This is a genomic window from Brevibacterium litoralis (assembly GCF_040212315.1).
Classification (GTDB): domain Bacteria; phylum Actinomycetota; class Actinomycetes; order Actinomycetales; family Brevibacteriaceae; genus Brevibacterium; species Brevibacterium litoralis.
Map to the genome: position 1 here is coordinate 1 of NZ_JBDIUY010000007.1, position 23,939 is coordinate 23,939.

Consider the following 23,939-nt stretch of genomic DNA (forward strand, 5'->3'; position numbering starts at 1 on the left):
GACGAGCTGGTCGGCCATCGCCTGGTCGATGCCGGAGAACTCGGCGTGGAGGGCGACGGACAGGGCGAAACCGCCGGCGTCGTTCGGGAAGATGTTCACCTCGGCGACGACGGCGGAGTCGGAGAACGTCACGCCCTTCGACTTCGCCACGGATTTGAGGGCGGAGTGGAAGCACGCGGAGTACCCGGCGGCGAACAGCTGCTCCGGGTTGGTGCCCTCGCCGTCGCCTCCCATCTCCTTCGGCATCGCGAGGGTGAAGTCCAGGCGCCCGTCGCTCGACTCGACGCGGCCACCGGCGCGCGCCTCTCCGGTCGAGGTGGCGATTGCGGTGTACATCGTGTCAGCCATGGAGACCTCCTGATCGGTCGTGACCCACCGGGACCGGCGGGCCACCTCCGACACTAGGGGCCGCGGCCCCGGACGGTTCGGGCCCCCGGGTGACCTCTCCCCGGACTCCCAGTCCCCGGTCACGCGGCGGTCAGACCGGACCGCGCCCGAGGCGCCTCGGGCGCGGGGTCACCCCTGGACCTCGTGGAGGTCCTCCCAGTAGGGGTTCTCCGACCGGGCACGGGTGACCGCCTCGGTGTCGATCGTCGCGAAGAGCATCTGGTCCGAATCAGCGCCGGTGAGTCCGGCGATCCGTTCGCCGAACGGGGAGCACACCGAGGACTGGCCCATGTAGACGAGTTCTCCGGCCGGGCCCGTGCGCTCGACGCCCACCCGGTTGACGTAGGCGACGTACATGCCGTTCTCCATGGCCCGGGAGGGGATCACGTGCTCGTTGACGGTCTCGTAACCGGTCATGTTGGCGGTCGGGACGGCCAGGAGTTCGACTCCGGCGGCGCGGGCGGCCCGGACGGACTCGGGGAACTCGACGTCGTAGCAGATCATCGTGCCGACCGTGACCCCGCCGATCTCGGCGGCAGCGAAGGGCTCGGACCCCCGCAAGAACAGCTCCCGGTCGAGGTCGCCGAACAGCATGTGCTTGTCGTGGCGGGCGAGCACCTCGCCGGTCGCCGAGACGATGATCGAGGAGTTGTACACGCCCGCGGGCGTGGAGGTCGGGACGCCGGCGACGATCGCGATCCCCACCTCGGCTGCGATCCCACCGACGAGGGCGGGGAAGTCCGCGGAGGCGGCGACCTCGCGCATCCGTTCGGCGGGGATGTTGTATCCGCTCAGGTACATCTCCGGGGTGATGAGGAGGTCGGACTCCATCTCCTTCGCCCAGCGGGCGGCGGCGCGGACGGCGTCGGTGTTCGCCTCGACGTCGGCTGCGTGCCCTTCGGCCTGCCAGGCCGCGATCGTGAGGGTGCTCATGCCTCCAGGGTAGTGCGCGGACCTGCGCCGATCCGGTGGAATGCGGAGATCCGGTGGAAGTCACCGATCCGGTGTATACCTGTGCAGGCTGTTCCCGCCGCCGAGGCGCCCGCGCCCCGCACACCGACCGACACCTCCGGAGAACCTCCATGTCGCAGACCGACACGACCACGCCCACCGCGCCGGGTGACGTCCCCGGCTCCCACGTCCGGGGGAGCCGTCACCTCCAGGGCCGCCTGGGCACCTTCTCGCTCATCTTCATCGTGGTCGCGGCCGCCGCGCCCCTCACGGTGATCGGGGGCAATGTGGCGCTGACCGTCGCGAGCGGCAACGGGGTGGGAGCCCCGGCCGGGTTCCTGATCATCGCGCTCGTGCTCCTCGTCTTCGCCGTCGGGTACGTGACGATGACCCCGCACGTGAAGGAGCCGGGCGCCTACTACGCGTACATCCGCGCCGCGTTCGGGCAGCACTCCGGCACCGCGGCCGCCTTCCTCGCCTTCGTCACGTACACCGCGATCGAGATCGGCATCTACGGGTTCTTCGGTGGGTCCACCGCCGCCTTCGTCGAGGCGTTCGGCGGCCCCGTCCTGCCCTGGTGGGTCTGGGCGGTCCTCGCCTGGATCGTCGTCGCCGTCCTCGGCCTGTTCTCCATCGACTTCAGCTCGAAGGTCCTGGGCGTCCTCATGGTCTTCGAGATCGGGATCGTCCTCGTGCTCGACGCAGCCGTGCTGTTCCAGGGCGGTGCCGAGGGCATCACACTTACGACCTTCGCCCCCGCACACGTCTTCCAGCCGACCATCGGGGTCGCCATCCTCTTCGCGCTCACCGGTTGCATCGGCTTCGAGGCGACCGCGGTCTTCCGGGACGAGGCGAAGGACCCGGCGCGGACGATCCCGCGGGCCACCTACGGTGCGGTCCTCCTCATCGGCATCTACTACGCGGTGTCCTCGTGGCTGCTCGTCCTCGCCTGGGGTCCGAGTCACGCCGTCGAGGAGGCGACCACCAACTCCGGTGGTTTCATGCTCGACGCCATGCAGGTCTACGCGGGCACGACCATGCGCCACATCATGGACGTCTTCCTCGTCACCAGCCTCTTCGCCTGCGTCCTCTCCCTGCACAACATCGCGACCCGGTACCAGTTCACCCTCGCCACCGAGGGCTACCTGCACCGGGTGTTCACGCGCGTGCACACGCGGTTCGGGTCGCCCTTCACGTCCTCGCTCGGCCAGTCCGGTGTCGCCCTGTGCGGCATCGTGGCCTTCGCCGTGTTCGACGTCGATCCGCTGGCAGGCGTGTTCGGTGCCATGGCCGGGGTCGCGACGACCGGGTTCCTGGTGTTGCTGGTGAGCACCTCGCTCGCGGTCGTGTGGTTCTTCCGGGACCGGCCGGACCTCGCGGCGTCCGTCGATCCGCTGAAGTCCCGGGTGCTTCCGGCGCTCGCCGCGCTCCTGCTCCTGGCCTGCCTGGTGATCGCCTACGTGAACTTCGGCCTCATCACCGCCGCGCCCGCAGGCGTGAGCGTGTTCCTCGCGCTGATCCCGCCGGCCACCGCGGTCTTCGGGTACGTGTTCTCCCGGCGGCGGGCCCGGCTGGCCTCCCGCGCCGCCGAGGTGCCCTCCCCGCGGTCCTGACCGCGTCGGGGCACCTCGCCGGGCTCGGGTCACAGGGCGAGGTGGTCCATGAGACTGGCGTCGAGGTGTCCTTGGAATTCCGCGCCGAGCCGTCCTCGGCGGCGTACGAGTCGGCGGACATGGACAGCCCGGAGCTGTTCGGGATGTGTCTTCGACTCGGTGTCGAGGCCGTTGCCTGCATCGGCCGGGACCCGGGTCTGGAAGGACATGACGCGGCGGGTGTTCGACGTGAGCGGCACGACGACGAACACGCCTCCCTCGCGAGCGGCGGTCGCGGCACGGTTCGCGCCGTTGTTCGACACGATGACGGCGGGGCGGGTCTTCGCGACCTCTCCGTCCTGTGCCGGATCGAACTCGACGTCCCAGATGTCGCCTCGGAGCTTGGGGGCGTCGAGGGTCATGTACTGAGCCCGTCGGCCCGAGTGGAGTCCCACAGAGTACTGTCGTCCGAGTCGTTCCATTCCTCGAACGCGGCGACATATTCGGCCTCGGCCTCTTCTTCGCGGAGCGCTCGTACCGCGGCCCTGAGAGTGGCCGCTCGACTGGTGAGGTGATGCCTCCGTGCGTACGCGTCGAGGAACTCGAGGTCGGTGGTCGGCAGACTGCTGCTGAATGCCTGGCTGGTGACGCTCATGCCTGAATCATAGAAACCTATGAAGCATGATGTGAAGGCCTCAATGGCGTCCCTCCTCGCGGATTCGGACGTCGTGATCGACCCGCTCCCTGAGGAGAAGCCCGGGGCGCTCCTGCGGGCTCGCCACAGTTCCAGTGTGGATTGTGTGGCGTCCTGACCCCGTCCGGACGCCAGATCTTCCACACTCGAACCCGGGTTCCATCGGTAGCGTAGGGTCCATGAGTGCCGCTCCGGAGCCACACGAACAGAGCCCGCGCGTTCCCCCGACCCCGTCTGCTGGCGGAGCGAAGGACTCCCTGCTCATCGCATGGGCGAAGGAGCGGACCCGTGCCGACCCGGGGTTCGAGTTGGCCGACGTCCAGCGGCGGGTCGACCGGCAGGCGCGGGAGCGGATCGGACGGAACCGGTACGGCGCCCGCTCGGTGGGTGAGCGCGTGCAGTGGGTCGTCGGGGGCGTGCTCGTGGTCCTCGCGTGGCTCCTGCCGGTCATCGGGTTCTCGGGCCTCATGCATGCGGACGGGTACTACCAGTTCGGACAGTGGCGCGACGATTCGTCGATCCCGGCATCGTTCTTCGTGCAGGTCGCAGTTCTCGCCCTCGTGAGTTCGCTGGTGTCGTCCGTGTACGTGCTCGTCGCCTGGGCCCGCGCGGGGTTCCGGTGGTACCCGCCCCATGCGGGCATGACGGTCTACCTGGTGATCGCGGACGTCCTCATGATCGTGCTTCTCACCGGGCCCGTGGCCGACGGGAAGGGTATCGAGGCGGGACCGCTCACGGTCGGTCTCGCGTGGGTCACACTCGTCGTCGCAGGGGTGGCCTTCCTGTGCCAGGTCGTCACGGCGGGCCGTCGTCGTATTCCCGGCTCCGGCGTGGACTGGGACCGACTGCACCCACGTGACGAGGAAGAACTCATCGCCGAACGCAACACGGTTCTCGACATCCTGTTCGACAAGCGGATGCTGCGCGAGTACGACCGCGAGGACCTCAAGTCACGTCCGGTCGACGGCCTGGTCTGAACAGCCCGGTTCCAGTGTGGAAGATTTGGCGTCCTGACCCCGTCCGGACGCCACACAATCCACACTGGAACTCCGCACCCCGAAGGTTGGGAAGGCCCCGTCAGTCCTCGGGATTCAGCATCGCCTCGGCGCCGGCGCGGTGTCCGGGATCCCCGGTGAGCAGGGCGAACAGCGCGAAGGGGACGGCGCTCGCGTCCCAGATCCGCTGGGCCTGCCTCGTGAGTCCCGGCCAGGTGTGACCGCCTGCCGCGGTGTACGCCTCGACCGTCCGCTGCATCATCTCCGGTCCCGCGGCCCCGATCTGGAACGAGAAGTCGCGGGCCGGGTCGTCCACCCGGGCGGTCGTCCAGTCGAGGACGCCGGAGATCCGGCCCTCGTCGAGCAGGACGTGCGCGGGGTAGAGCTCGCCGTGGGTCATGACGGTGGTCTCCGGCCAGCTCGCGTCGTCGTCGATCCACCTCCGCCACGCCTCGTCGAGGGACGGCGCGACCGTGAACTCGGCGCGGACCCGGTCCATGTCGTCGAGCCAGTGGCGGCGGACGTCCTCGGGGGTGCGGACCGCGATGCCTGCCGCCCGCGCCTGGGCGGGATCGATCGCGTGGAGCACGGCGAGCAGGGTGCCCAGGCGGTCCGCGTAGTCCGGTGATGCGGGGTCCATGTGCCAGACCGGCTCACCGGCGTCGATCGTGAGCCCCGGTGCTCCGGGCAGAGCCGGATAGGCGATGAGACGCTCGGTGCGGATCCGCCAGTCGGGCACCTCGACGCCGTGGTCGGCGAGGACCGGACGGACGAGGTCGAGAATGCGGGCCTCCTGGCCGGCCTCTCGCGCGACATCCGGTCGCCGCGGGATCCGCAGCACCCAGCGCACACCCGCTTCGTCGAGGCCGAAGGCGACGCGGAAATCGAGCCCCGCCTCGGTGCGTGAGACCGACGCCGGGTCCAGGTGGAGGTCGTGCTCGGCGGCGAGGTCCACGGGGTCCATGTCGATCGGCTCCATGGGGAGAGTCTGGCACGCGCCGGCAGAGTCGGGCGGGGCAACGCGGGTCCGGAGGGTTCAGATCCCGTCGAGCAGCGGCTCCTGGAACCGGCACAGGACGTCACGGAAGGTCCTACCGCCTGCGCGGACCGCGCATTAGTCTCCAGGGCATGGAAGCAAGGGGAACGACGTGGGGTACCGCCCCGTGACCCGGGTGTTCGCGGGCGCCTCGGCGGCGGTGCGGGACGGAGGGCGGACGGACGCGATCACGGCGGCCGTCACGGGCCTCGACACCGACCCGCGACCCGCGACCGCAAGGCCTGGGCGGTGGCTCTCGTCGAGGGCATGGCGGTGACCCCGGAGGAACTTCTCGCCCACCTGGACCGGCTGCTCGGGATACTGAGCCTCGGCGACGCCGAGGTGGTCAAACGTCTGTCCCCACTCCTCGTCGACCTGGCCCCGGACGCCCGTGCCGCGGTCGAGGCGGGTGTCGCGGATCCGTCCGTCCTCGACCTGCCCGGCGTGCGGGAACTCGCGGGGCGGAAGGGGAGCTCCCGGGCGGTCAAGCTCGCCCGTCAGGTTCTCGACCGCCTCCCCTCCTGATGCCGGGAGTGCCCAACCTGCGGCACCGCTTCAGTTCTCGAACAGGCCCTTCAGGTCGTCGGCGGTGAAGGCCTGGGAGAAGGCCTGCCCCTCGTCCATGAGGGCGTCGAAGATCTCCGCCTTCCGCTGCTGGAGTGCGAGCACCTTCTCCTCGATCGTGTCCTCGGCGACCATCCGGTAGACCATGACGTTCCGGGTCTGCCCGATCCGGTGCGTCCGGTCGATGGCCTGCGCCTCGGCCGCCGGGTTCCACCAGGGGTCGAGCAGGAACACGTAGTCGGCCTCCGTGAGGGTCAGCCCGAACCCGCCGGCCTTGAGGCTGATGAGGAAGACCGGAGCCTCACCGGTCTTGAACTCCTCGATCACCCGGGCCCGGTCACGCGTCGACCCGTCGAGGTACGCGAACGGCACCCCACGCTCCGTGAGCTTCTGACCCACCCGGTGCAGGAAGGACGTGAACTGCGAGAACACGAGCGTCCGATGCCCCTCCGCCAGGACCTCCTCCAGGTGTTCCATGAGGACGTCCATCTTGGAGGACGGGACGTCCGCGTACTCCTCGGGGTCGACGATCGCGGGGTCGAGCGCCATCATCCGCAACAGCGTGAGCGACCGGAACACGATGAACTTGGCCCGGTTCATGTCCTGTTCCTGGTCGAAGATGCCGAGCACCTTCTTCCGCTCCCGTTGCAGCAGCTGGTCGTAGAGCTTCCGGTGTTTGGGGACGAGCTCGACCGAGGCCACCTGCTCCTGCTTCTCCGGCAGGTCCGCGGCCACGAGGTCCTTGGTCCGCCGCAACATGAAGGGTCGGATCCGCTTGCGCAGTCGCTCCATCCGCGGCCCGGCACCCTCCTTGCCGTGCTCGATGTGCTGGATGTACTCCTGCTTGAAGGTCGGGAAACTGGGGAACAGACCGGGCGCCGTGATCGCCGCGAGCGACCACAGATCCGACAGGGAGTTCTCCATCGGCGTGCCCGTGATCGCCAACCGGAACGGCGCACCCACGTCCCGCACCGCCTGGAACACCTTCGAGGTCCGGTTCTTCACGAACTGCGCCTCGTCGAGGATCAGCCCGTCCCAGGTGGTCCCCTGGAACGCGTGCGCGTCGATCCGGGCGATCGCGTAGCTCGTGATCACCAGGTCCGCCCCGGCGACCTCCTCGGCCAGCGGACGCTTGCGCTTCTTCGTCGTCGCGTCGACCACCCGCACGTCGAGCCCCGGCGTGAACCGCTCGGCCTCCAGCTTCCAGTTGGCCACGACGGAGGTCGGCGCGACGACCAGGAAGGGGCCGCCGCGGGTGCCCGCGCCGGACCCCGTGACCGCCGGGACGTCCGCCGGATCCGCCGCCGAGGCGCCCTGTCCCTCGGCACCCGCCGGGGCCTCGGAGAGCACCTCCGCCTCGACGACCATCGTGCCGTCGTCCTCCCAGTGCACGTCGAGCGGACGCTCGGCCTCGCGGGAGTGGGCGATGAGGGCGAGGGTCTGCACCGTCTTGCCCAGACCCATGTCGTCGGCGAGGATCCCGCCCAGACGGTTCTGCCACAGGAAGGTCAGCCAGCGGAAGCCGGTGAGCTGGTAGGGCCGCAGGTCCGCGTGCAGTCCGGCCGGGGCGGCGACCTCCGGCAGACCGTCGAAGTCGGTGAGTGCCCGGACGTTGTGCCGCCAGGCCTCCGAGGCCACGGTCTCGTCGGCCAGCTGGTCGAACTCCTCCCAGAAGGCCACCTGGAACCGGTTGATCCGGGGCTGCTCCGGCTTCCACTCGTCCATCCGTTCGGCCTCGGCGATGAGCTCGCGCAGCTGGTCGAAGGCCGGGTGGTCGAGCGAGAAATACGTGCGATCGACGAGCATGAGCTTGCTCTTGCCCTGGGCGAGGGCGGCGAACAGCACGGCGAACGGGATCTGCTTGCCGTCGATGGTGATCTCGAAGCCCAGATCGAACCAGTCGTTGTCCCCGGAGTCCTCCGCGGAGACCTTGACGACCGGGTCCCCGGACAGCTCGTTGAACTCGTGCCGGGTCCCGGAGACCCGCACGATCAGACCCGGCACACCCTCCAGGGCGGGCAACACCTTGTCCGTGAACTCGGCGACCTCGATGCCCTCGAAATCGTGCCGCGGCCGGGTGGCGGCCGGTGCCCACACCGCGCGCACGGCGTCGAGCACCCGGTGTTCGGCGGCGAGGTCGCGCGCCTCACCGGGCTGGACACCGATGGGCAGGACCCGCTCGGGTCCGTGGTACTGCCACGACCAGTCGACGGTGAGGGACTCGAACGTGCCGTATTTGCTCTCCTCGGTGACGAACCGGGCGTCGAGCACGAGTTCGGGCGCCTTGTACTCCGGCAGCGCGATCGACTTGTTCGTGCTCCGGACCGGGACGGCCGAACGCAGTTGCGGGAAGAACTCCTCGAGGAACTCCTCCTCGTCGGCCCGCGGGACGACGATCGGCTCCCGGGAGGACAGCAGCCGCTGCATCATCGGGTCGAGCGAGTCGTCGAGCGGCGCGAGCACGAGCTCCAGCCCGGCCGGCTGCTCCGCGGACCCACCGGGTACTGCGCGACCGGAGCGGCCGCCGGAACGGGCACCGCCGGTGCGGGAGCCACTGCGCCCACCGGACTTCCTGCCCCCGGTGAGGCCGAACCCGGTCCCCTTCATCTCACTGCCGCGCACGGCGAAGAAGCCGCGCTCGGAGATCGGCGTGGCCTTCTCGACCTCCTCCCCGTCGAACAGGACGACGGGGCCGACCTCCAGGTCCGAGACCGGGTTGGTCCGGCGGACGTCGAGCACGGCCTCGGCGCGCCCGGCCACACCGACGTTCGCCAGGTTCCCCATCCCGATGAGCGGCACCTGCGCGGCCCGTGCGGTGGCTATGAGGTGCCAGAACAGGGTTGAGGTGTGCCCGTCGACCGGGAGGGCGTCCGGGTCGGAGAACTCGTTGTACGTGCCGGTGCCCATGTGCGCGACCTGCCGGAGGACCTCGACGTGGTCGGCGCGGAACGTGTCGTCCACGGGGCCCGCCAGGAACTTGCGCCACGTCATGTTGCCCTTGATCCACGTGTTCCGCCGGGCCTTCGAAGGCGTGACGGGACGAATCTGGAGGTGGGCGGAGACCCCCTCCAGGAAGTCCTCGACCGTGTAGGGCTGCGGTTTGCCGAAGTCCCACCAGGACCGTTGGGGGCGGGCCACGAGCTCGAACCCGATGCCCAGGGGTGTCTCACCCCGGCCGAGCGCGGCGTCCTCGGTGACGTCGCGCAGTCGTTCCCGCCAGTCGGGGACGCGGCGGTGGGGCTCGACGGCCGAACCCTGGCCCGATCCGGTGCCGCTCCCACCGCCCCTGGCACCGCTCCCCGGGACCGCCAACTGCGAGGCCGTCGTCACCCCGGCGCCGGCGGCCCGGGCCCGGTCGAGCAGGTCCGTGATCCCGGTGGGGTCGGCCGGGTCCTCGGGCAGGGCACCGTGACCGCTCTCGCCGCCGGCCCCGCCCGTCGTCACCTCGATCATCTGGAGGGCCGCGGCCGCCGCGTGCTTGCAGCGGTTGGCCACGGGGCAGTCGCAGCCGGAACCCCAGGGCGTCCACAGGTTCCCGTTCTTCGGCGGGTCGAGGAACACCATGGTCTGGTACGGCAGGGGATCGTTCCCCTGCACCTTCGCGACGAGAGCCCCCTCGTCCGGCACCCATTCGAGGGACAGGACCCTCCCCTGCCGGACGTAGGTTCGGGCCCGATCGTAGGACTGTTCACCCACCAGCGCACGTACGTCCGCGGTCCGCACCTGCGGGAACTGTCCGCTCACGGCGTCGCCTCTCTCACCGTCTCAGCGGCGGACACGGTGTCCGCCTCGATCACGACGATCACTCTTGCACACGGCTCGGACACACATCTCCCAGCGCGCCGGGGCCGCCCCGGGTCACAGACGTCGAGAAGTCCGTCGTCAACTCCCCAATCCGACCGCTCAGCGGCTCACGCTCCCGGGGTAGAACCGCGGACGTTCCATCGCCAGCAGCAGGCGCCCCTCCGGGAAGGCCCGCAGGCGTTTGGGCAGGTCACCCGGCTCGCCCGACAGGTACGTGGCGAGCACCGCGCCGGACCCCGGGGTACCGGCCAGCCCGGCGGCCAGGCCCGCCGCCACCGCTTGCGGGTCCCGCTGCTCGACCGTTTCCGTGGAACCCGCCGGTTGCGGGTGGCGCGCGGCCTGGAGGACGTGGACGGCCCTCCGGGCGACCGCCTCGGGGGAGTCGAACACGGTCCGGGTCCCCGGCCGCCGGGTCCGGATCCGGTCGGCGGCCAGTCCGTAGTGGGTACACCCGAGCACGATGTCCTCCACGCGCGCGGGTGTGCGCGCGACAGCCTCCCGCACGGCCCGGTCGATCGCCACCGGGTCCGCGGCGTCGATCGCCTCGGCGAGCCCCGGGCAGGCGACCCGGTGGACCTCGGTGCCCGCTGCGTGCTCGGCGATGAGCCCCTCCTGGTACGCGCTGCCGGTCGTCGCCTCGGTCGCCCACACGGCGAAGGGGCCACCGGCACGTGCGGCGGGCCGGATCGCGGGGACGGTGCCGACGACGGGCACCCCGTCACCGAGCGCGGCGCGCAGGACGGGCAGGGCGTGGACGGAGGCGGAATTGCAGGCCACCACCACGACGTCGACGGTGTGGTCGGCGAGCACGGCCCCGGTCGTGGCGAGCACCCGCGCGGCGAGCGTCTCGGCGTCGAGGGCCCCGTAGGGCATGTGCGTGGGGTCCATGGACAGCACCAGGTCGGCCTGCGGGAGCAGGCGGGCGAAGGCCGCCGCGGTGGGCACCAGGCCCAGTCCCGAGTCGACCAAGGCCACCCGTGGCCGGGTCCCCGCCGCCGAGGCGCCCTGCCCGGGAGCCCGGACCGCGGGGCGGAGAGGAGGCCGGGGGAGGGTCGTCATGTGTCCGCCTTCCGGGGATACGTGAAGTCGAGGATGGCGCGGAAGTGCTCCTCACCGAGGCCGTGGACGAACCGTGGGGCGACCATGAGGAGACGGCCGGTGTAGGTGTCCGCGAAGTATGCCCGGGTGACGGGCGCGGCCAGGTCGTCGTCGATCCAGACGACCCGCTCGCCCGGGTGCGCGGCGAACCAGTCCTCGACGGCGCGGGCCTTCCACCAGCGGTTCGGGTCGCCGGCGTAGCGGTTCATCGTGTCGTCGGGCATGGGGATGACGTCGTAGGTGCCGGTGAACCCGAGCTTCGGCTCGATCTCCGTCGTGCAGCGGTGGGACCAGGTGGACAGCCACACGATCTCCACCTGGCGGGTCGCCACGAGCTTCTCCAACCAGCGGACGATCTTGGGCCGGTAGTCGAGGACGAACTTCCAGGCGTGCACGCGCTTGCGGCGTTCGCGCAGGAACCGCAGGCGGGGGACCGGATAGGAGTTGAGCACCCCGTCGACGTCGAGGAACACCGTGACCTTCCGGGCGCGGCGCCGGAAGGAGACGGGGGAGTCCGGGGACACGGCGTCGTCGGTCGTGTGTGACGACTGCTCTGCCATGTGATCCCTCTCCTGACGTGGTGCGGTGCCCATGGTTCCACACAACGCGCGCTGTGTGACTCCCGGGTCACATGACCGGACACGTGTGACACACCTGTGACCGGACCGTGACGTGCATCTCTGCGAAGATCGGACCCATGACCTCCTCTCCCACCGGACCGCTGCACACCCTCTCCCTCCTCGACACCGTCGCTGCCTTCCGCTCGCGGGAGGTGTCCCCCGTCGAATTCCTCGACGCGCACATCGAGCGCATCGAGCGTCTCGATCCGCGGACGAACGCGATCAGTGAGAAGCTCTACGACACCGCCCGGGACTCCGCGCGCGAGGCGGAACGGGCCTATGCGCAGGCCGCGGACCCGAGTGCCCTGCCGCCCCTCCTCGGCGTCCCCCTGCTGGTGAAGGCCCAGCAGGAGATGGCCGGGTACGAGAACTCCCGCGGCTCGCTCACCCGCGAGGGGATCATGGGCACGAAGGACAACCCCTCGGTCGCGCGTCTCAAGTCCGCCGGTGCCGTCCCCTTCGCTCGGACCACGAACCCGGAGTTCTCCTGCGCGACCTTCACACAGACCCGGATGTGGGGCGTCACCCGGAACCCGTGGAACCTCGACCGGACACCTGGCGGATCGTCCGGTGGCTCCGGTGCGGCCGTGGCGGCCGGGTACTCCCCGCTCGCGACGGCCACGGACATCGCCGGCTCCACCCGGATCCCCGCGGCGTTCTGCGGCCTCGTCGGGTTCAAGACGCCCTTCGGGCGGGTGCCCGGGGCCGGCGTCACGGTCGGCGACTGGTACCGCGGCGAACACGTCCTCACCCGCACGGTCGCCGATGCCGCCTACGGCACGAACGTGCTGGCCGGACAGGACTACTTCGACTCCATGTCCCTGAAGTCCGAGCCGCCCCTGCCGACCTCCTGGGCCGGTGCTGCCGGGATGTCCGGACAGCGGATCGCCTACAGCCGTGACCTGGGATGTTACGAGGTCGACGCCGACGTCGAGGCGAACTTCCTGCACGTGGTCGACGCCCTGCGTGCGGCCGGCGCCGAGGTCGTCGAGGTGGAGGTGGGGCTCGACGCGCAGGAGATCGACGAAGTCTCCGGGGCGCACTACGGACACATCCTCGCCCCGAGCATGGTCGACATGGCCGGTGGCCCGGATCGGGTGAAGGACATGGAGGACTACGCGCAGCTCTTCCACGCCCACACGACCGGCAAGGCCCGCCGTTTCCCGCTCTACGACACCCTCCAGATGGAGAACCACGTCCAACAGCAGTTGGCGCACGCGATGGACGGGTTCGACGTCCTGCTCACGCCCACCTCGGCGGTGGGGTCACTGGAGGCGGACAACGCCTATCTCGACGGGATCGAGCGACCGAGCGGGCACCTGGACTTCTACTGGCAGGCGCACATGACGATCCCGTTCAACATCGCCAACCGGAACCCGGTCCTCGCGGTGCCCAGCGGCCTCGGCGACACGGGCGTGCCGACCTCCGTGCAGGTGGTCGGCCACCCCTATCAGGACCGGTCGGTCTTCGCGGTGGGTGCGGCGATCGAGGAGCTCCTGCCCTTCGCCCCCAGCCCGTTCATGGCGGACTGAGCCCTCCCCGCCGCGTCCAGTGTGGAAGGATTGGCGTTTTCCCTGGTCCGAAACGCCATTCGTTCCACACTGGAAATCTCCGCGTGAGCGTGATCGTGAGCGCTCCCCTCAGTGGCCGGTCCAGTGGGGGGCGCGCTTCTCCAGGAAGGCGGCGATGCCCTCGCGGTGGTCGGCGCTCGCCCGCACCGCATCGAGCGCGGCCTCCGTCGCGTCCCAGTCCTCCGCGTCGTGGCGCATGAGGGCGTCCTCGATCACCTGGAGGCTCCGGGACACCGAGGTCGGCGCGTTCTCGCACACCTGCTCCGCGAGTTCCAGGGCCCCGTGGAGCGCGGTGCCGTCCGTCGTGAGGTCGTTGACGAGACCCAGTTCGTAGGCGCGTCGGGCCGGCATGGGGCGCCCCGTGAGCACCATCTGCTTGGCGATCGTGACCGGCAAGGACTGCCAGGTCCGGAACAGGCCGCCGCACGTGGGCAGGACGCCGCGGGCCACCTCGGGCAGCCCGAACCGCGCGCTGTCCCCGGCCACGAGCATGTCGCAGGCGAGCACGAGTTCGAATCCACCGCCGTAGGCCAGTCCCTCGACGGCGGCGATGAGCGGGGTCGTCCGGCGCCGCTTGATGAGGCCGTACTGTCCCCCGCGCTCGGTCGGCGGTCCGGCACTGTTGGCCAGGTCGGTGCCCGCGCAGAAGACGCCGTCACTGCCGGTGAGGACGCCGCACCACAGGTCGGGGTCGTCGTCGAGCAGGTCGAGCGCGCGGTCGAGTGCGGCCGTCATCGCCGCGTCGATCGCATTGCGTTTGGCGGCTCGCTGCATGCGGATGACGAGCACGTGCCCCTGCCTCTCGGTCGACACCCGGGCGTCGACCTCGGCGGGGTCCGGCGGGAAGGTACCACCCGGACGGGTGGGGTCGGACATCGCTCAGCCCTCCCGCTGCCAGACGGCACCTGCGTCCGCGAGCACCGCGATCTGCTCGGGCGTGAAACCGGCGGAGGAGAGCACCTCGTGTGTGTGGGCGCCCGTGACCGGGGCCGCAGCCGGGGTCGTGTAGGGGTCGCCGTCGGACGCCTCGTCGCCGGAGGTTCCCCCGGCCCAGCTCGCCCCGCCGACGGGTGCGAAGCGCGGGGCCGGGCCCGGCTGCCGGTGGCCGTCGGCGTCGCGGTAGAACACACCGCGGGCTGCGTTGTGGACGTCCTGCTCGGCCTCGTCCCAGGACAGCACCGGGAAGACGCAGGCATCGGTGCCGTCGAAGATCTCGACGAGCTCGTCGCGCGTGCGGGCCGCGATGGACGCCGTGAACACCTCGCGGATCGCGGGCCACAGCTCCTTCCGGCGGTAGTCGAGCCGGTCGAGGGGCGCCGGCAGCTTCTCCTCCAGGTCCAGGCCGCGCACGAAGGTCGCGAAGAACTGCGGCTCGATGCACCCGACGGAGACCCAGCGGTCGTCCGCGGTGCGGTACCGGTCGTAGAAGGGGGCGCCGGAGTCGAGGATGTTCGTCCCGCGGCCCTCCTGCCACTGACCCTGCGCGGTGAACCCGTGCATCATCGCCCACAGGACGTTCGCACCGTCGATCATCGCGGCGTCGATGACGGCGCCCTCGCCGCTCGCCTTGGCCCGCAGCATCGCCGCGAGCACACCGATGACGAGCACCTGCCCGCCCCCGCCGAAGTCGCCCACCAGGTTCGCCGGGAACTGCGGGCCCTCGCCCTCGCGGCCGAGCTGGTGGAGCACGCCGGCCGAGGCGATGTAGTTCATGTCGTGCCCGGCCACCTGGGCCCGCGGGCCGGTCTGGCCGTAACCGGTCACGCGCCCGTAGACGAGCGCCGGGTTGCGGTCCATGAGGACCTTGGGGCCGAGCCCCAGCCGCTCGGCGACGCCGGGGCGGAACCCCTCGATGACGGCGTCGGCGGAGTCGATGAGACGGTGGACCGCCTCGACGGCCTCCGGCTTCTTGAGGTCGACGACGAGCGACTTCTTGCCCCGGTCGAGGACGGGGGAGTTGGGGACCTTCGCCTCGGCCGGGCGCTGGAGGCGGACCACCTCGGCGCCGAGGTCGGCGAGTACCATCGACGCGAACGGACCGGGGCCGATGCCGCCGAGGTCGACGACCCGGAACCCGGCGAGCGGGGTCTGCGCGGGTGCGGGCGCGGCGGCGGGCGCGGTGTCCTGAGAGGGGGTGGGGGTCATCCGGATCTCCTTCGACGCGGGGCGGGACGGGACGGACCCGGCCGATGCAGTTCGCCGCCGGTGACCAGGGACTCACCGTCGAGTCGGCACCGGGGCTGAACGATTGATAAGTTCGACCCTAGAGCCCGGACGGTCACCCGGCAAGGGTCCGCACCAGCGGGCCTGGGCCGAGGCCCGTCCGCACCACCCGTCGAGAGGAACACCGCCATGGGCGACACCTTCACCTGGAAGCCGCAGATCCGCTGGTCCGACATGGACGTGCTGGGGCACGTGAACAACGCCCGGATCGTCACGCTCATCGAGGAGGCACGGATCAACTGGCTCGTCGGCATGGCCGACCGCGACACGATCGGGCAGCCCAAGCTCGTCGCGCACCTCGATCTCGACTACTTGCACCCTGTCGAGCACGGGCCGGAGCTGGAGATCGTCCTCGGGATCGCGCGGGTGGGCTCCAAGAGCTTCACCATCAACGCGCAGGGATTCCAGGACGGTACCAAGTGCTTCGTCGCGAACAACGTCATGGTGCCGATCGACCAGGAGACCCTGCGGCCCTCGGGCATCAGCGAGGCCGACAAGGAGTACCTGCGCACCTTCCTCGTCGAGGGCTGAACTCGACGCCGCGCGAGCCCCGGCACCCCACCGCTGAACTCTCCGCGACCTGGACGCGCTGTGTGGTGTGGCCTCGCTATTTCCTCAAATAGCGAGGCCACACCACACGGCGCGTCGGCATTCCACCGCTGCCGAGGTGCCCTGCACTTCTCATCGGGAGTGCAGGGCACCTCGGCAGCGGCGCTTCAGTCGATGTGGGTGACCGCCTCGTCCAGGGGTGCGCGGGTGGTCCGGTAGGAGTTGCCGGGTGCTGCGTGGTCGGGGTGGCCGAGCGCCAGGCCCGCGACGACGTCCTGACCGTCGCCGATGCCCAGTAACTCGTGGACGATGTCCGCCTGCATGCCCATCGAGCCGAGCGCGCAGGCGCCGAGACCCATGTCGCGGGCCAGGTACTGGGCGGTCGTGAGCCAGGCGCCGGCGTCGACCCAGCCATAGGGTCCCACCGAGCGCGTCGACGTGACGACGATCCCCACGGGCGCGCCGAAGAAGGAGAAGTTCGCGTAGCTCGCCTCGGCGCGGCCGGCCCGGTCCGACCGGTCGATGCCGAGCGCGGCGTAGCGGCCGTAGCCGGTCTCGCGGCGGCGCTGGTGCTCGGTGTCGGTGAAGGAACCCGGCAGCGGCAGGTCGGAGCCGGTCTCCGGGGTGCGGGCGCGGACGCGGGCCTCCAGTTCGGTGGAGACCCGGGTGAGCGCGGCGCCCTGGAGGACGTGGACGTGCCAGGTCTGCGAGTTCGACCAGCTCGGGGTGCGCTGGGCGATCGTGAGGAACTCGGTGAGCACCTCGGGCGCGACGGGTTCGTCGGTGTAGGCGCGGACGCTGTAGCGCGCGTCGACGAGCGCGGGGAAGGACCCGGCGCCGGGGAACGTGGCGGGCGGGGTCGAGAAGGAGGGAGGGGCCAGGACGTCATCGGTCATGGCCCGACTCTAACGCCTGGCTATCGAATGGTCGATAAGTTTGGGGTGTCCGGCCGGTCCGGAACAGCGAGCCGCCCCGATATCTTTCACGACCCCCTCTAAGTCGCGACATAGCGGGGGTCGTGAAAGATATCGGGGCGGTGGGGTTCCGGGGCTGGGGCGGAGTCGGGGCGGTTGGGCGCCCGACGCGATGGGCTCAGCGGCTCCTACGGCGGCTGAGCGCGGCCAGCAGGTCGTGCTCGGCGTCGGGGCCGGCCTTGACGGCAGGCAGACGCAGCGCGAAGACCACGCCGACGAGCAGCCAGACTCCGCAGATGAGGTAGGACTGCCAGGCGAGGGTCGTCGACCAGGGTGTGAGACCCGGGATGTAGAGGATCGTGAGGATGCCCGTGAGCACCGCGGCGATGATTCCGACGAGCACGCCGAGCCCGCCACGGCCCGCGGTGAAAGGGCGGTCCATGTCCGTTTCCTTCCGCCGCAGGACGAGGAAGGCGATCGCGACGAGGAAGTACGTGATCGTGATCATCGGGGAGCCCGCGTCGACGGCCCAGACGAGCACGGCGACGCCTCCGAAGGGTGCGATCACCGCGAGGACACCGATGAACAGGAGCGCGTTGACCGGGGTCTTGTAGCGCGGATGCATGCGGGAGAACCAGGCGGGGATCATGCCGGAGTTGCCCATCGCCCACAGAAGGCGTGAGGACCCGGCCATGAAGGCGATCCACGAGGTGATGATGCCGGCCGCACCTCCGGCGAGGACGACGTTCGTCCAGAACGCGCCCCCGAACATGGTGCCGAGGGCATCGGCGGTGACGAGGCCCAGGCTTTCCTCGGAGGCGGCCCGGTCGGCCGGGGACATGCCGAGGCCGACGGCGACGATGATGATCATGTAGAACGCGACCGCGGCGACGACCGACCACAGGAGCACGATGCCGATCCTGCGGGCGGGGATCCTGAGCTCCTCGGCCGACTGCGGGATGACGTCGAAGCCGACGAAGAAGAACGGGACGACAGCGATGACGGCGACGATCCCGGCCACGGGGGTGGCGCCGGCGCCGAAGAAGGGCTCGGCGTTCGCGGTCTCGCCGCCGACGAAGATGCCGATGACGAACAACAGCATGACGAACACGATGAAGAGGACGACGAAGGTCTGCACGAGCGAGGCGACCTTGACGCCACGGATGTTCACCCAGGTGATGATCGCCGCGATCGCGGAGCCGATGAGGGCCCAGATCAGACCGACCTCGTAGCCGGCGACCGTGTACATCGGCACCGCCTCGGTGAGGCCGGGGATCATGTACCCGAAGGTCCGGGGAGCCGCCACGGCCTCGAAGAGGACGACGGAGATGTAGCCTCCGGCGATCGCCCAGGATCCGAAGACACTCGCCTTCGGCCCCATGGCGCGGATGAGGTAGTTGTGCTCGCCTCCGGCCAGTGGCATGGCGGAGACGAGTTCGGAGTAGACGAGGCCGACGAGGACCATGATGACGCCGCCGATGCCGAAGGCGATGACGGCGCCGGCCAGGCCTGCGTCGTCCAGCCAGCCACCGGTACTCGTGATCCAGCCGAAGCCGATCATCGCGCCGAAGCCGAAGAGGAGGGTCTCGAAGGAACCGAGGACCTTGGCGAAGCCGCGGTCGTGGGGAGTCGATGTGAGTGCGCTCATAATGGGCCTATTGTGCACGCTTCCTGTTGCCCCTGTGGGTCGACACACGTGATCGGGGTCTCATGTGTGCAGGCCTTCAGGTGGTGATGACTTCTGAGCGAGTCGATGTCGGCCGGTCCGGGAGTACCCGCCGCCGACCGACAGGAGTACATTCGGCCCGGTGAGCGGACTCCGTGTTCCCGCCCCGGTGCTCCGGGTGGTCGGTACCTTCCTCGTCGCCCTGTTCCTCGGCACGGGCCTCCTCATGGTTCCTGCGGCGACGACCGCGCCCGGCGGCATCGGCCTGCTGCCGGCCTTTTTCACCGCGACCTCCGCGCTCAGCGTCACCGGGCTCGTCGTCCTCGACACCGGCACCGACTTCACCGGCCTGGGGCAGGGCGTGATCCTCGGGCTCATCCAGATCGGCGGGATGGGCGTCATGCTCGTCACTGTCCTCCTCGGCATGCTCGTCGCCCACCGCGTCGGCCTGGCCCAGCGCCAGACCGTGCTCCTGGAGACCAAACAGACCGATGCCCTGGGCGACACCCGCGGGGTCGTCACGCGGATCGTCGTCTTCTCCCTCGCCGCCGAGGCGCTCGTCGCCGCGGTCCTCTCCGCGCGGTTCGCATAGGGGTACGGGGAGCCCTGGTCGCGGGCCGTGTGGGACGGCGTGTTCCACGCCGTCTCGGCCTTCAACACCGCCGGGTTCGCACTCCGGGCCGACAGCGTGACGGTGTGGGCGCAGGACCCGCTCGTGATCCTCACGATCTCCGCGGCGGTGATCACCGGCGGACTCCGTTTCCCCGTCCTCGTCGAGCTCGTCCGGCGCTACCGCTTCTCGCTCTCGTGGTCGCTCACCACCCGGTGCGTCCTCGTCCTCAGCCCGGTGCTCCTGCTGGCCGGCACCGTGTTCTTCGCTGCCCTCGAATGGCGGAACCCGGCGGTGTTCGGGGACATGGGCACGGGTGGGAAGATCCTGGGCTCGTTCTTCCAGTCGACCGTCACCCGGACCGCCGGATTCAACTCCGTCGACATCGCCGAACTCCACCCCGTCACGTGGTTCGGGTTCGACGTCCTCATGTTCGTCGGCGGGGGTCCCGCGGGGACGGCCGGTGGCATCAAGATCACGACGGCGGCGGTCCTCGCCGCGATGGCCTGGACGGAGATCACCGGTGGGCGCGCGGTCAACCTGTTCGGCCGCCGGATCGCGCGTGACGTCCACCGGCAGGCGACCACCGTCGTCGTCCTCACGCTCGGTGTCGTCTACTCGGCGACCATGACCCTCATGCTCCTCGACCCCCATCTGGGGCTCGACCGGCTGTTGTTCGAGGTCGTCTCCGCCTTCGCCACCGTCGGTCCGTCGACCGGGATCACGGGGGATCTGTCCGACCCCTCCCTGTGCGTCATCGTCCTCGTCATGATGGTCGGCCGTCTGGGGCCGGTCACCCTCGCCACTGCGCTCGCCCTGCAGCGTCGGGACCTCAAGTACGAACTACCGAAGGAACGCCCGCTCATCGGTTGAGCGGCACGAAGGAGCAGACATGAGTGGATCGTGGTGGGGCCGTGCCGGGTCCTTCTTCATCGGGGAGGCCGATCGCCTGGCCGCGGGCGGGGCCGTCGCCGTCATCGGACTGGGTCGGTTCGGCGGGGCGCTCGCCCGGGAACTGTCCCGTATCGGTGTCGACGTCATCGGGATCGACGCGGCCGAGGCGGTCGTCGACGAGTACCGCGACGTGCTCGCCTTCACGGCACGCGGTGACGCGACGGACGAGGACATGCTCCGGCAGCTGGGGGTCCACGAGGCCGACATCGCCGTCGTGTGCATCGGTTCCGATCTCGAGGCGAGCATTCTCGCGGTCTCACGCCTGCTCAAGTTCGGCGGGGGTGCTCCCATGAAGGGTGCGCCCGTGACGGGCGTGCGGACGACGGGCACGGAGGGTACCGGGAAGCGGGCCGCCGGGAAGGGGCCGCGCATCTGGGCGAAGGCGATCAGCGAACCCCATGCGGAGATCCTCACCCAGATGGGCGTGAGCCACCTCGTGAGACCCGAGCGGGACATGGGCACCCGACTTGCACACCTGCTGCGTTCCCATCTGCACGATTTCGTCGGTATCGACGAGGACTTCGCGGTCGCCCGGATGGCGGTCCCGGCCCACGCCGTCGAATGGACGCCCCGCAAGCTCGCCGTCCGCGAGAAGTACGGGGTCACGGTCGTCGCCGTGCGGCGGGGGCGCCCGGAGGACACCCAGGTGATCGGGGACGACGACGGCGGGCTCGGAGGGAGCTGGCGCCTGGTCGACGACGAGACCACCCTGTACTACGAGGACGAGATCCTCCTCGCGGGGCCACCCTCCGGCCTCGAATCCTTCGCCGACCGCTGAACCACGGGCATCGCCGGACCGTGTCACCTACCTGCTCGCCGAGCGTCCCGACGTCTCCTGCGACATCGGCCCGGCCCCGCCGCTCGACCGACCCCCGACCTCCGACCGGTCCCGCCGGCCGGCGCTCCGGCGCGCCTTCGTGTTGGCGCCTGCCGTGCTCCTGTCCGGTGCGCTGCTCACGGGTCTCGTCGGGACGGCCGCCACCGCCGGGATCGGACCCGTGGACGTCGTCGCCACCGCGTCGTCCCCCGCCGCCGAGGCGCCCTCCTGCTCCGCCACGCCCGTCACCCCGGGTGCCTGTGACGCCGGTGCGCGTGGTGACGTGGACGAGGCCGGTGGCACCGTCGTCGCCCCGGAATCGCTCACGGTGAGCGGGGTCCGGACCCTGCCGGCCCCGGCGACCCAGGAGATCCTCGACCGGATGGAGGACCGACTCGACACGGACGGGTCCGGCGTCGCCCGGAGCGACGGGGTGTAGGACGGGGAGGTCCGAGCCGATACGGACGCCGCGGACCCGGGCGGAACCGCCGACGAGGCGCCCGCGGAGAATTCCGTCGACACCTGGGATCCCGCCGCGGGCGTGGACACCGACGGCGAGACCGGGGCCGGTGAGGAGGTCGTGTCCGGAGGGCAGGGCGCCTCGGCGGGACGAACGGCGGTTCGGGCCCCGTGTACACGTGGCTCACCGAGCACGCCGGCGACCACGGCTGGGAGAACCCCGACTGGGCCAAGGGCGGCTACGAGCCCTGGCACTGGGAGTACGTCCCCGCCCGCCAGCAGATCCGCGGGTACTGAGTACCCGGCTGCCAGGCGCCGTGACGACGACCTCGATGTCGTTCGACGAGCCTCTTGTCTCGTAGTCATCAGTGAGGACGAGACAAGAGGCTCGTCATATTGCACTTTGCTCGTAGGCGCGGGCTGCCGGCCGCCCGGTACCTCAGTGCGTCACGACGATGAGCACGGCGAGCACCGCGAGGACGGAACCGGCCACGAGGTCGATGACGCCCGGTCCCTTCGGGCTGTTGATCCAGCGGCCCACCTTCGCGGCGACCCCGACGAGCAGCAGCGAGTACACGAAGATCGTCACGGCGAGTGTGGCGACGAGCAGCACGTAGTCGACCGCGCCGGGTGCCGCCGGCAGGAAGGGCGGCAGGAGCGCGAGGAAGAACAGGCCCGTCTTCGGGTTCGTGATGCCGGAGAGGATCCCCGTCATGTAGGGGTTCCGGTCGGTCTTCGATCGCACCTGCCGTGCCGACTGTGCCCCGGCGGGCTCTGACATCACGGTGTTCGGTGCAGATGCCGTGTTCCGGAACGCGGCATCTGCGCCGAAGTCCGTGATCTCGCCGCCGGACGTGTCGGTCCGGCCGGTCGATCCGGAGACTCCGGCCGGGACGGGTGCGTGCAGAGGGCGGGGCGCCTCGACGGCGGTGGCGAGGTCGGCGGTGCCGGCAGCGACCTCCACGACCGTGCGGGAGCCCGGGTCGGGGCGGACCTCGCGCAACTGGCGGCGGCCGGACAGGATGCTCGTGATCCCCAGGTACAGCAGATACGCGGCGCCGAGGTACGTGAGGACCTCCAACAGCCAGGGGAGTGCGTCGAGGAGCGCGCCGAGCACGGTGAGCGTGAGGACCGCCCACAGGACGATCCCGGTCGCCACCGCACAGGAGTAGAGGAATCCCGGGCGCCATCCCTTCGACCCGAACCGCAGGGTGAGGAAGGTGTCCGGACCCGGTGTCACCGCCAGGACGACGGCGGCGCCGAGGAATGCGAGGTATTCGGCTCCGGTCATGGCGGTGCCTCCTTCCGGGAGGTGGGGTGCGGGACGCGCGGACATCACCGCGCGGGACGGAACAGGACCGATCATCCCGGTTCCGGACCATCCTCGAAAAGCACACGGAGCCGAACGATCGTGCGGTTCCGCTGCATGGTCGCCTCCGACGCGCGCACCGGATTCCGGGGCAGGATGGACACATGTGGAATCTCGACCGGTTGCGGGTGTGGCGGGCCGTCGTCGCGGCGGGCTCCGTCAACGGTGCCGCGCGGAACCTGCAGGTCGCGCCGGCCGGCGTCAGCCAGCACATCATCGCGTTGGAGAAACAGGTGGGGATCCCCCTCTACCACCGGTCCGGCCGGGGGATCGAGATCACGGAGGCCGGTCGTCGCCTGGCCGAGGGGTCCGACGACCTGTTCGTCGCCTCGCGTCGCCTCGACGGGGTGCTCGACGACCTGCGTGCCGGCCCCGGGACGCGCGTGCGGATCGGGTGTTTCTCCTCGGCGGCCAAGGAGTGGATCCCCGAGGTCCTCGGCGAGACCGCCGCCCGCCACCCGGAACTGCGGTTCACCATCCAGTCGAACGAGCCGCTGCCCCTGCCCGACCGCGACTCGGTCGACATCGACATCGGCAACGAACTCGCCCACCTGGGACCGGAGGTCGTCGAGGGCTACACCCGTCACGTCGTCACAGAGGACCCCTACGTCATCGTCGTCCCCGACCGTCACCGTCTGGCGCAGCGGGCCGAGGTGCCGCTCGCCGACCTCGCAGAAGCACCCCTCATCGACCTCGACGTCACCGGTTCGACGTCCGGCAGCGCGATCGACCACGCGGTGGCCTCGGCGGGGTTCGTGCCGCGCTACGTCGCCGGCGCCGAGGACCACTACGCCGGGATCGCCATGGTCGAGGCGGGCGTGGGTCTCACCATCCAACCGGCGCTCGCCGTCCGGAGCCTGCCGAGGGGCCTGGTGAGCCGCCCACTCGTCGACCCGACCCCGGTCCGCCGGATCGTCCTGCAGGTGAAGAAGTCCGTCGAACACGTCGCCCACATCGACTTCCTCGCCCGCGAGGTGCTCCGCGTCGGCGTGGCCTCCTGAACCCTCCTGTACTCTGCCGGGCCCCGCAGCCCGTTCCTGCGAGGGAGATGTCGTTCGACGGGACT

24 protein-coding genes are annotated in these 23,939 nt (G+C 70.4%); 11 read left to right on the forward strand and 13 right to left on the reverse strand.

The annotated features are described in order from the left end of the window. Both AAD496_RS01630 and AAD496_RS01635 read right to left on the reverse strand, forming a co-directional pair. Nucleotides 1-348 (reverse strand): Ohr family peroxiredoxin (locus AAD496_RS01630; protein ID WP_349826886.1); only part of this gene is annotated, 348 nt, incomplete at its 3' end. A gap of 168 nt (nt 349-516) precedes the next feature. Continuing rightward, complete coding sequence (locus AAD496_RS01635) at nt 517-1,320, reverse strand: nitrilase-related carbon-nitrogen hydrolase (RefSeq protein WP_349826887.1); 804 nt, start codon at nt 1,318-1,320, stop codon at nt 517-519. 149 nt (nt 1,321-1,469) lie between these two features. Here AAD496_RS01635 and AAD496_RS01640 point away from each other — a divergent pair, with 149 nt between their 5' ends. After that, the gene (locus AAD496_RS01640) at nt 1,470-2,951 is read left to right on the forward strand and encodes an APC family permease (RefSeq protein ID WP_349826888.1); all 1,482 of its coding nucleotides are present in this window, start codon (nt 1,470-1,472) and stop codon (nt 2,949-2,951) included. A gap of 29 nt (nt 2,952-2,980) precedes the next feature. On the opposite strand, the gene AAD496_RS01645 is transcribed toward AAD496_RS01640, so the two are convergent. Continuing rightward, nucleotides 2,981-3,352, reverse strand: a complete 372-nt coding sequence (locus AAD496_RS01645) for a type II toxin-antitoxin system PemK/MazF family toxin (protein WP_349826889.1) — start codon at nt 3,350-3,352, stop codon at nt 2,981-2,983. Further along, entirely contained in the window at nt 3,349-3,585 is a 237-nt protein-coding gene (locus tag AAD496_RS01650) for a ribbon-helix-helix domain-containing protein (RefSeq protein WP_349826890.1), read from the reverse strand. Before AAD496_RS01650 ends, AAD496_RS01645 begins: the two co-directional genes overlap by 4 nt. A gap of 218 nt (nt 3,586-3,803) precedes the next feature. On the opposite strand from AAD496_RS01650, the gene AAD496_RS01655 reads away from it, so the two are divergent. Next, the gene (locus AAD496_RS01655) at nt 3,804-4,601 is read left to right on the forward strand and encodes a hypothetical protein (protein WP_349826891.1); all 798 of its coding nucleotides are present in this window, start codon (nt 3,804-3,806) and stop codon (nt 4,599-4,601) included. A 100-nt stretch (nt 4,602-4,701) separates the two neighbouring features. On the opposite strand, the gene AAD496_RS01660 is transcribed toward AAD496_RS01655, so the two are convergent. Further along, a complete protein-coding gene (locus tag AAD496_RS01660; protein ID WP_349826892.1) occupies nt 4,702-5,598 on the reverse strand; it encodes a macrolide 2'-phosphotransferase in 897 nt (298 codons plus the stop codon). Nucleotides 5,599-5,904: 306 nt separating this feature from the next. On the opposite strand from AAD496_RS01660, the gene AAD496_RS01665 reads away from it, so the two are divergent. Then, on the forward strand, nt 5,905-6,180 hold the full coding sequence (locus AAD496_RS01665; protein WP_349826893.1) for a hypothetical protein: 276 nt from the start codon (nt 5,905-5,907) through the stop codon (nt 6,178-6,180). A 30-nt stretch (nt 6,181-6,210) separates the two neighbouring features. Here AAD496_RS01665 and AAD496_RS01670 read toward each other — a convergent pair whose 3' ends face one another. The 3 genes from AAD496_RS01670 to AAD496_RS01680 all read right to left on the reverse strand — a co-directional run bounded on the left by AAD496_RS01670 (nt 6,211) and on the right by AAD496_RS01680 (nt 11,681). Continuing rightward, the gene (locus AAD496_RS01670; protein ID WP_349826894.1) at nt 6,211-9,963 is read right to left on the reverse strand and encodes a DEAD/DEAH box helicase; all 3,753 of its coding nucleotides are present in this window, start codon (nt 9,961-9,963) and stop codon (nt 6,211-6,213) included. 159 nt (nt 9,964-10,122) lie between these two features. Beyond that, a complete protein-coding gene (locus tag AAD496_RS01675) occupies nt 10,123-11,082 on the reverse strand; it encodes a glutamate racemase (protein ID WP_349826895.1) in 960 nt (319 codons plus the stop codon). Continuing rightward, nucleotides 11,079-11,681, reverse strand: coding sequence for an HAD domain-containing protein (locus tag AAD496_RS01680; RefSeq protein ID WP_349826896.1), 603 nt, complete (start codon nt 11,679-11,681; stop codon nt 11,079-11,081). Before AAD496_RS01680 ends, AAD496_RS01675 begins: the two co-directional genes overlap by 4 nt. 137 nt (nt 11,682-11,818) lie before the next feature. Here AAD496_RS01680 and AAD496_RS01685 point away from each other — a divergent pair, with 137 nt between their 5' ends. Further along, complete coding sequence (locus AAD496_RS01685) at nt 11,819-13,273, forward strand: amidase (protein WP_349826897.1); 1,455 nt, start codon at nt 11,819-11,821, stop codon at nt 13,271-13,273. Nucleotides 13,274-13,381: 108 nt separating this feature from the next. Here the strand turns inward: AAD496_RS01685 and AAD496_RS01690 are convergent, their stop codons facing one another. Together AAD496_RS01690 and AAD496_RS01695 are read right to left on the reverse strand one after the other, a co-directional pair. Beyond that, on the reverse strand, nt 13,382-14,188 hold the full coding sequence (locus AAD496_RS01690; RefSeq protein WP_349826898.1) for an enoyl-CoA hydratase-related protein: 807 nt from the start codon (nt 14,186-14,188) through the stop codon (nt 13,382-13,384). Nucleotides 14,189-14,191: 3 nt separating this feature from the next. Continuing rightward, entirely contained in the window at nt 14,192-15,457 is a 1,266-nt protein-coding gene (locus AAD496_RS01695) for a CaiB/BaiF CoA transferase family protein (RefSeq protein ID WP_349826899.1), read from the reverse strand. Between the two features lie 207 nt (nt 15,458-15,664). Between AAD496_RS01695 and AAD496_RS01700 the strand changes: the two genes are divergently transcribed. Next, nucleotides 15,665-16,066 (forward strand): acyl-CoA thioesterase, encoded by a 402-nt coding sequence (locus AAD496_RS01700; protein ID WP_349826900.1) that lies wholly within the window; start codon nt 15,665-15,667, stop codon nt 16,064-16,066. A gap of 185 nt (nt 16,067-16,251) precedes the next feature. Here the strand turns inward: AAD496_RS01700 and AAD496_RS01705 are convergent, their stop codons facing one another. After that, on the reverse strand, nt 16,252-16,980 hold the full coding sequence (locus AAD496_RS01705; protein WP_349826901.1) for a nitroreductase: 729 nt from the start codon (nt 16,978-16,980) through the stop codon (nt 16,252-16,254). A 196-nt stretch (nt 16,981-17,176) separates the two neighbouring features. Next, entirely contained in the window at nt 17,177-18,646 is a 1,470-nt protein-coding gene (locus tag AAD496_RS01710; RefSeq protein ID WP_349826902.1) for an APC family permease, read from the reverse strand. 160 nt (nt 18,647-18,806) lie between these two features. Here AAD496_RS01710 and AAD496_RS01715 point away from each other — a divergent pair, with 160 nt between their 5' ends. The 5 genes from AAD496_RS01715 (at nt 18,807) to AAD496_RS01735 (ending at nt 21,801) form a co-directional block, all read left to right on the forward strand. After that, nucleotides 18,807-19,256 carry a hypothetical protein gene (locus AAD496_RS01715; RefSeq protein WP_349826903.1) on the forward strand — a complete coding sequence of 150 codons (450 nt, stop codon included), beginning with the start codon at nt 18,807-18,809 and terminating at the stop codon, nt 19,254-19,256. A 27-nt stretch (nt 19,257-19,283) separates the two neighbouring features. Further along, complete coding sequence (locus AAD496_RS01720; RefSeq protein ID WP_349826904.1) at nt 19,284-20,147, forward strand: potassium transporter TrkG; 864 nt, start codon at nt 19,284-19,286, stop codon at nt 20,145-20,147. A 19-nt stretch (nt 20,148-20,166) separates the two neighbouring features. Continuing rightward, complete coding sequence (locus AAD496_RS01725) at nt 20,167-21,006, forward strand: NAD-binding protein (protein ID WP_349826906.1); 840 nt, start codon at nt 20,167-20,169, stop codon at nt 21,004-21,006. Between the two features lie 139 nt (nt 21,007-21,145). Further along, a complete protein-coding gene (locus AAD496_RS01730) occupies nt 21,146-21,484 on the forward strand; it encodes a hypothetical protein (protein WP_349826907.1) in 339 nt (112 codons plus the stop codon). A gap of 191 nt (nt 21,485-21,675) precedes the next feature. Continuing rightward, complete coding sequence (locus AAD496_RS01735; RefSeq protein WP_349826908.1) at nt 21,676-21,801, forward strand: hypothetical protein; 126 nt, start codon at nt 21,676-21,678, stop codon at nt 21,799-21,801. Nucleotides 21,802-21,943: 142 nt separating this feature from the next. On the opposite strand, the gene AAD496_RS01740 is transcribed toward AAD496_RS01735, so the two are convergent. Beyond that, on the reverse strand, nt 21,944-22,795 hold the full coding sequence (locus tag AAD496_RS01740) for a LysE family translocator (protein WP_349826909.1): 852 nt from the start codon (nt 22,793-22,795) through the stop codon (nt 21,944-21,946). Nucleotides 22,796-22,977: 182 nt separating this feature from the next. On the opposite strand from AAD496_RS01740, the gene AAD496_RS01745 reads away from it, so the two are divergent. Continuing rightward, nucleotides 22,978-23,874: a LysR family transcriptional regulator gene (locus tag AAD496_RS01745; RefSeq protein WP_349826910.1), complete on the forward strand. Its 897-nt coding sequence runs from the start codon at nt 22,978-22,980 to the stop codon at nt 23,872-23,874. The last annotated feature ends 65 nt before the right edge of the window (nt 23,875-23,939 follow it).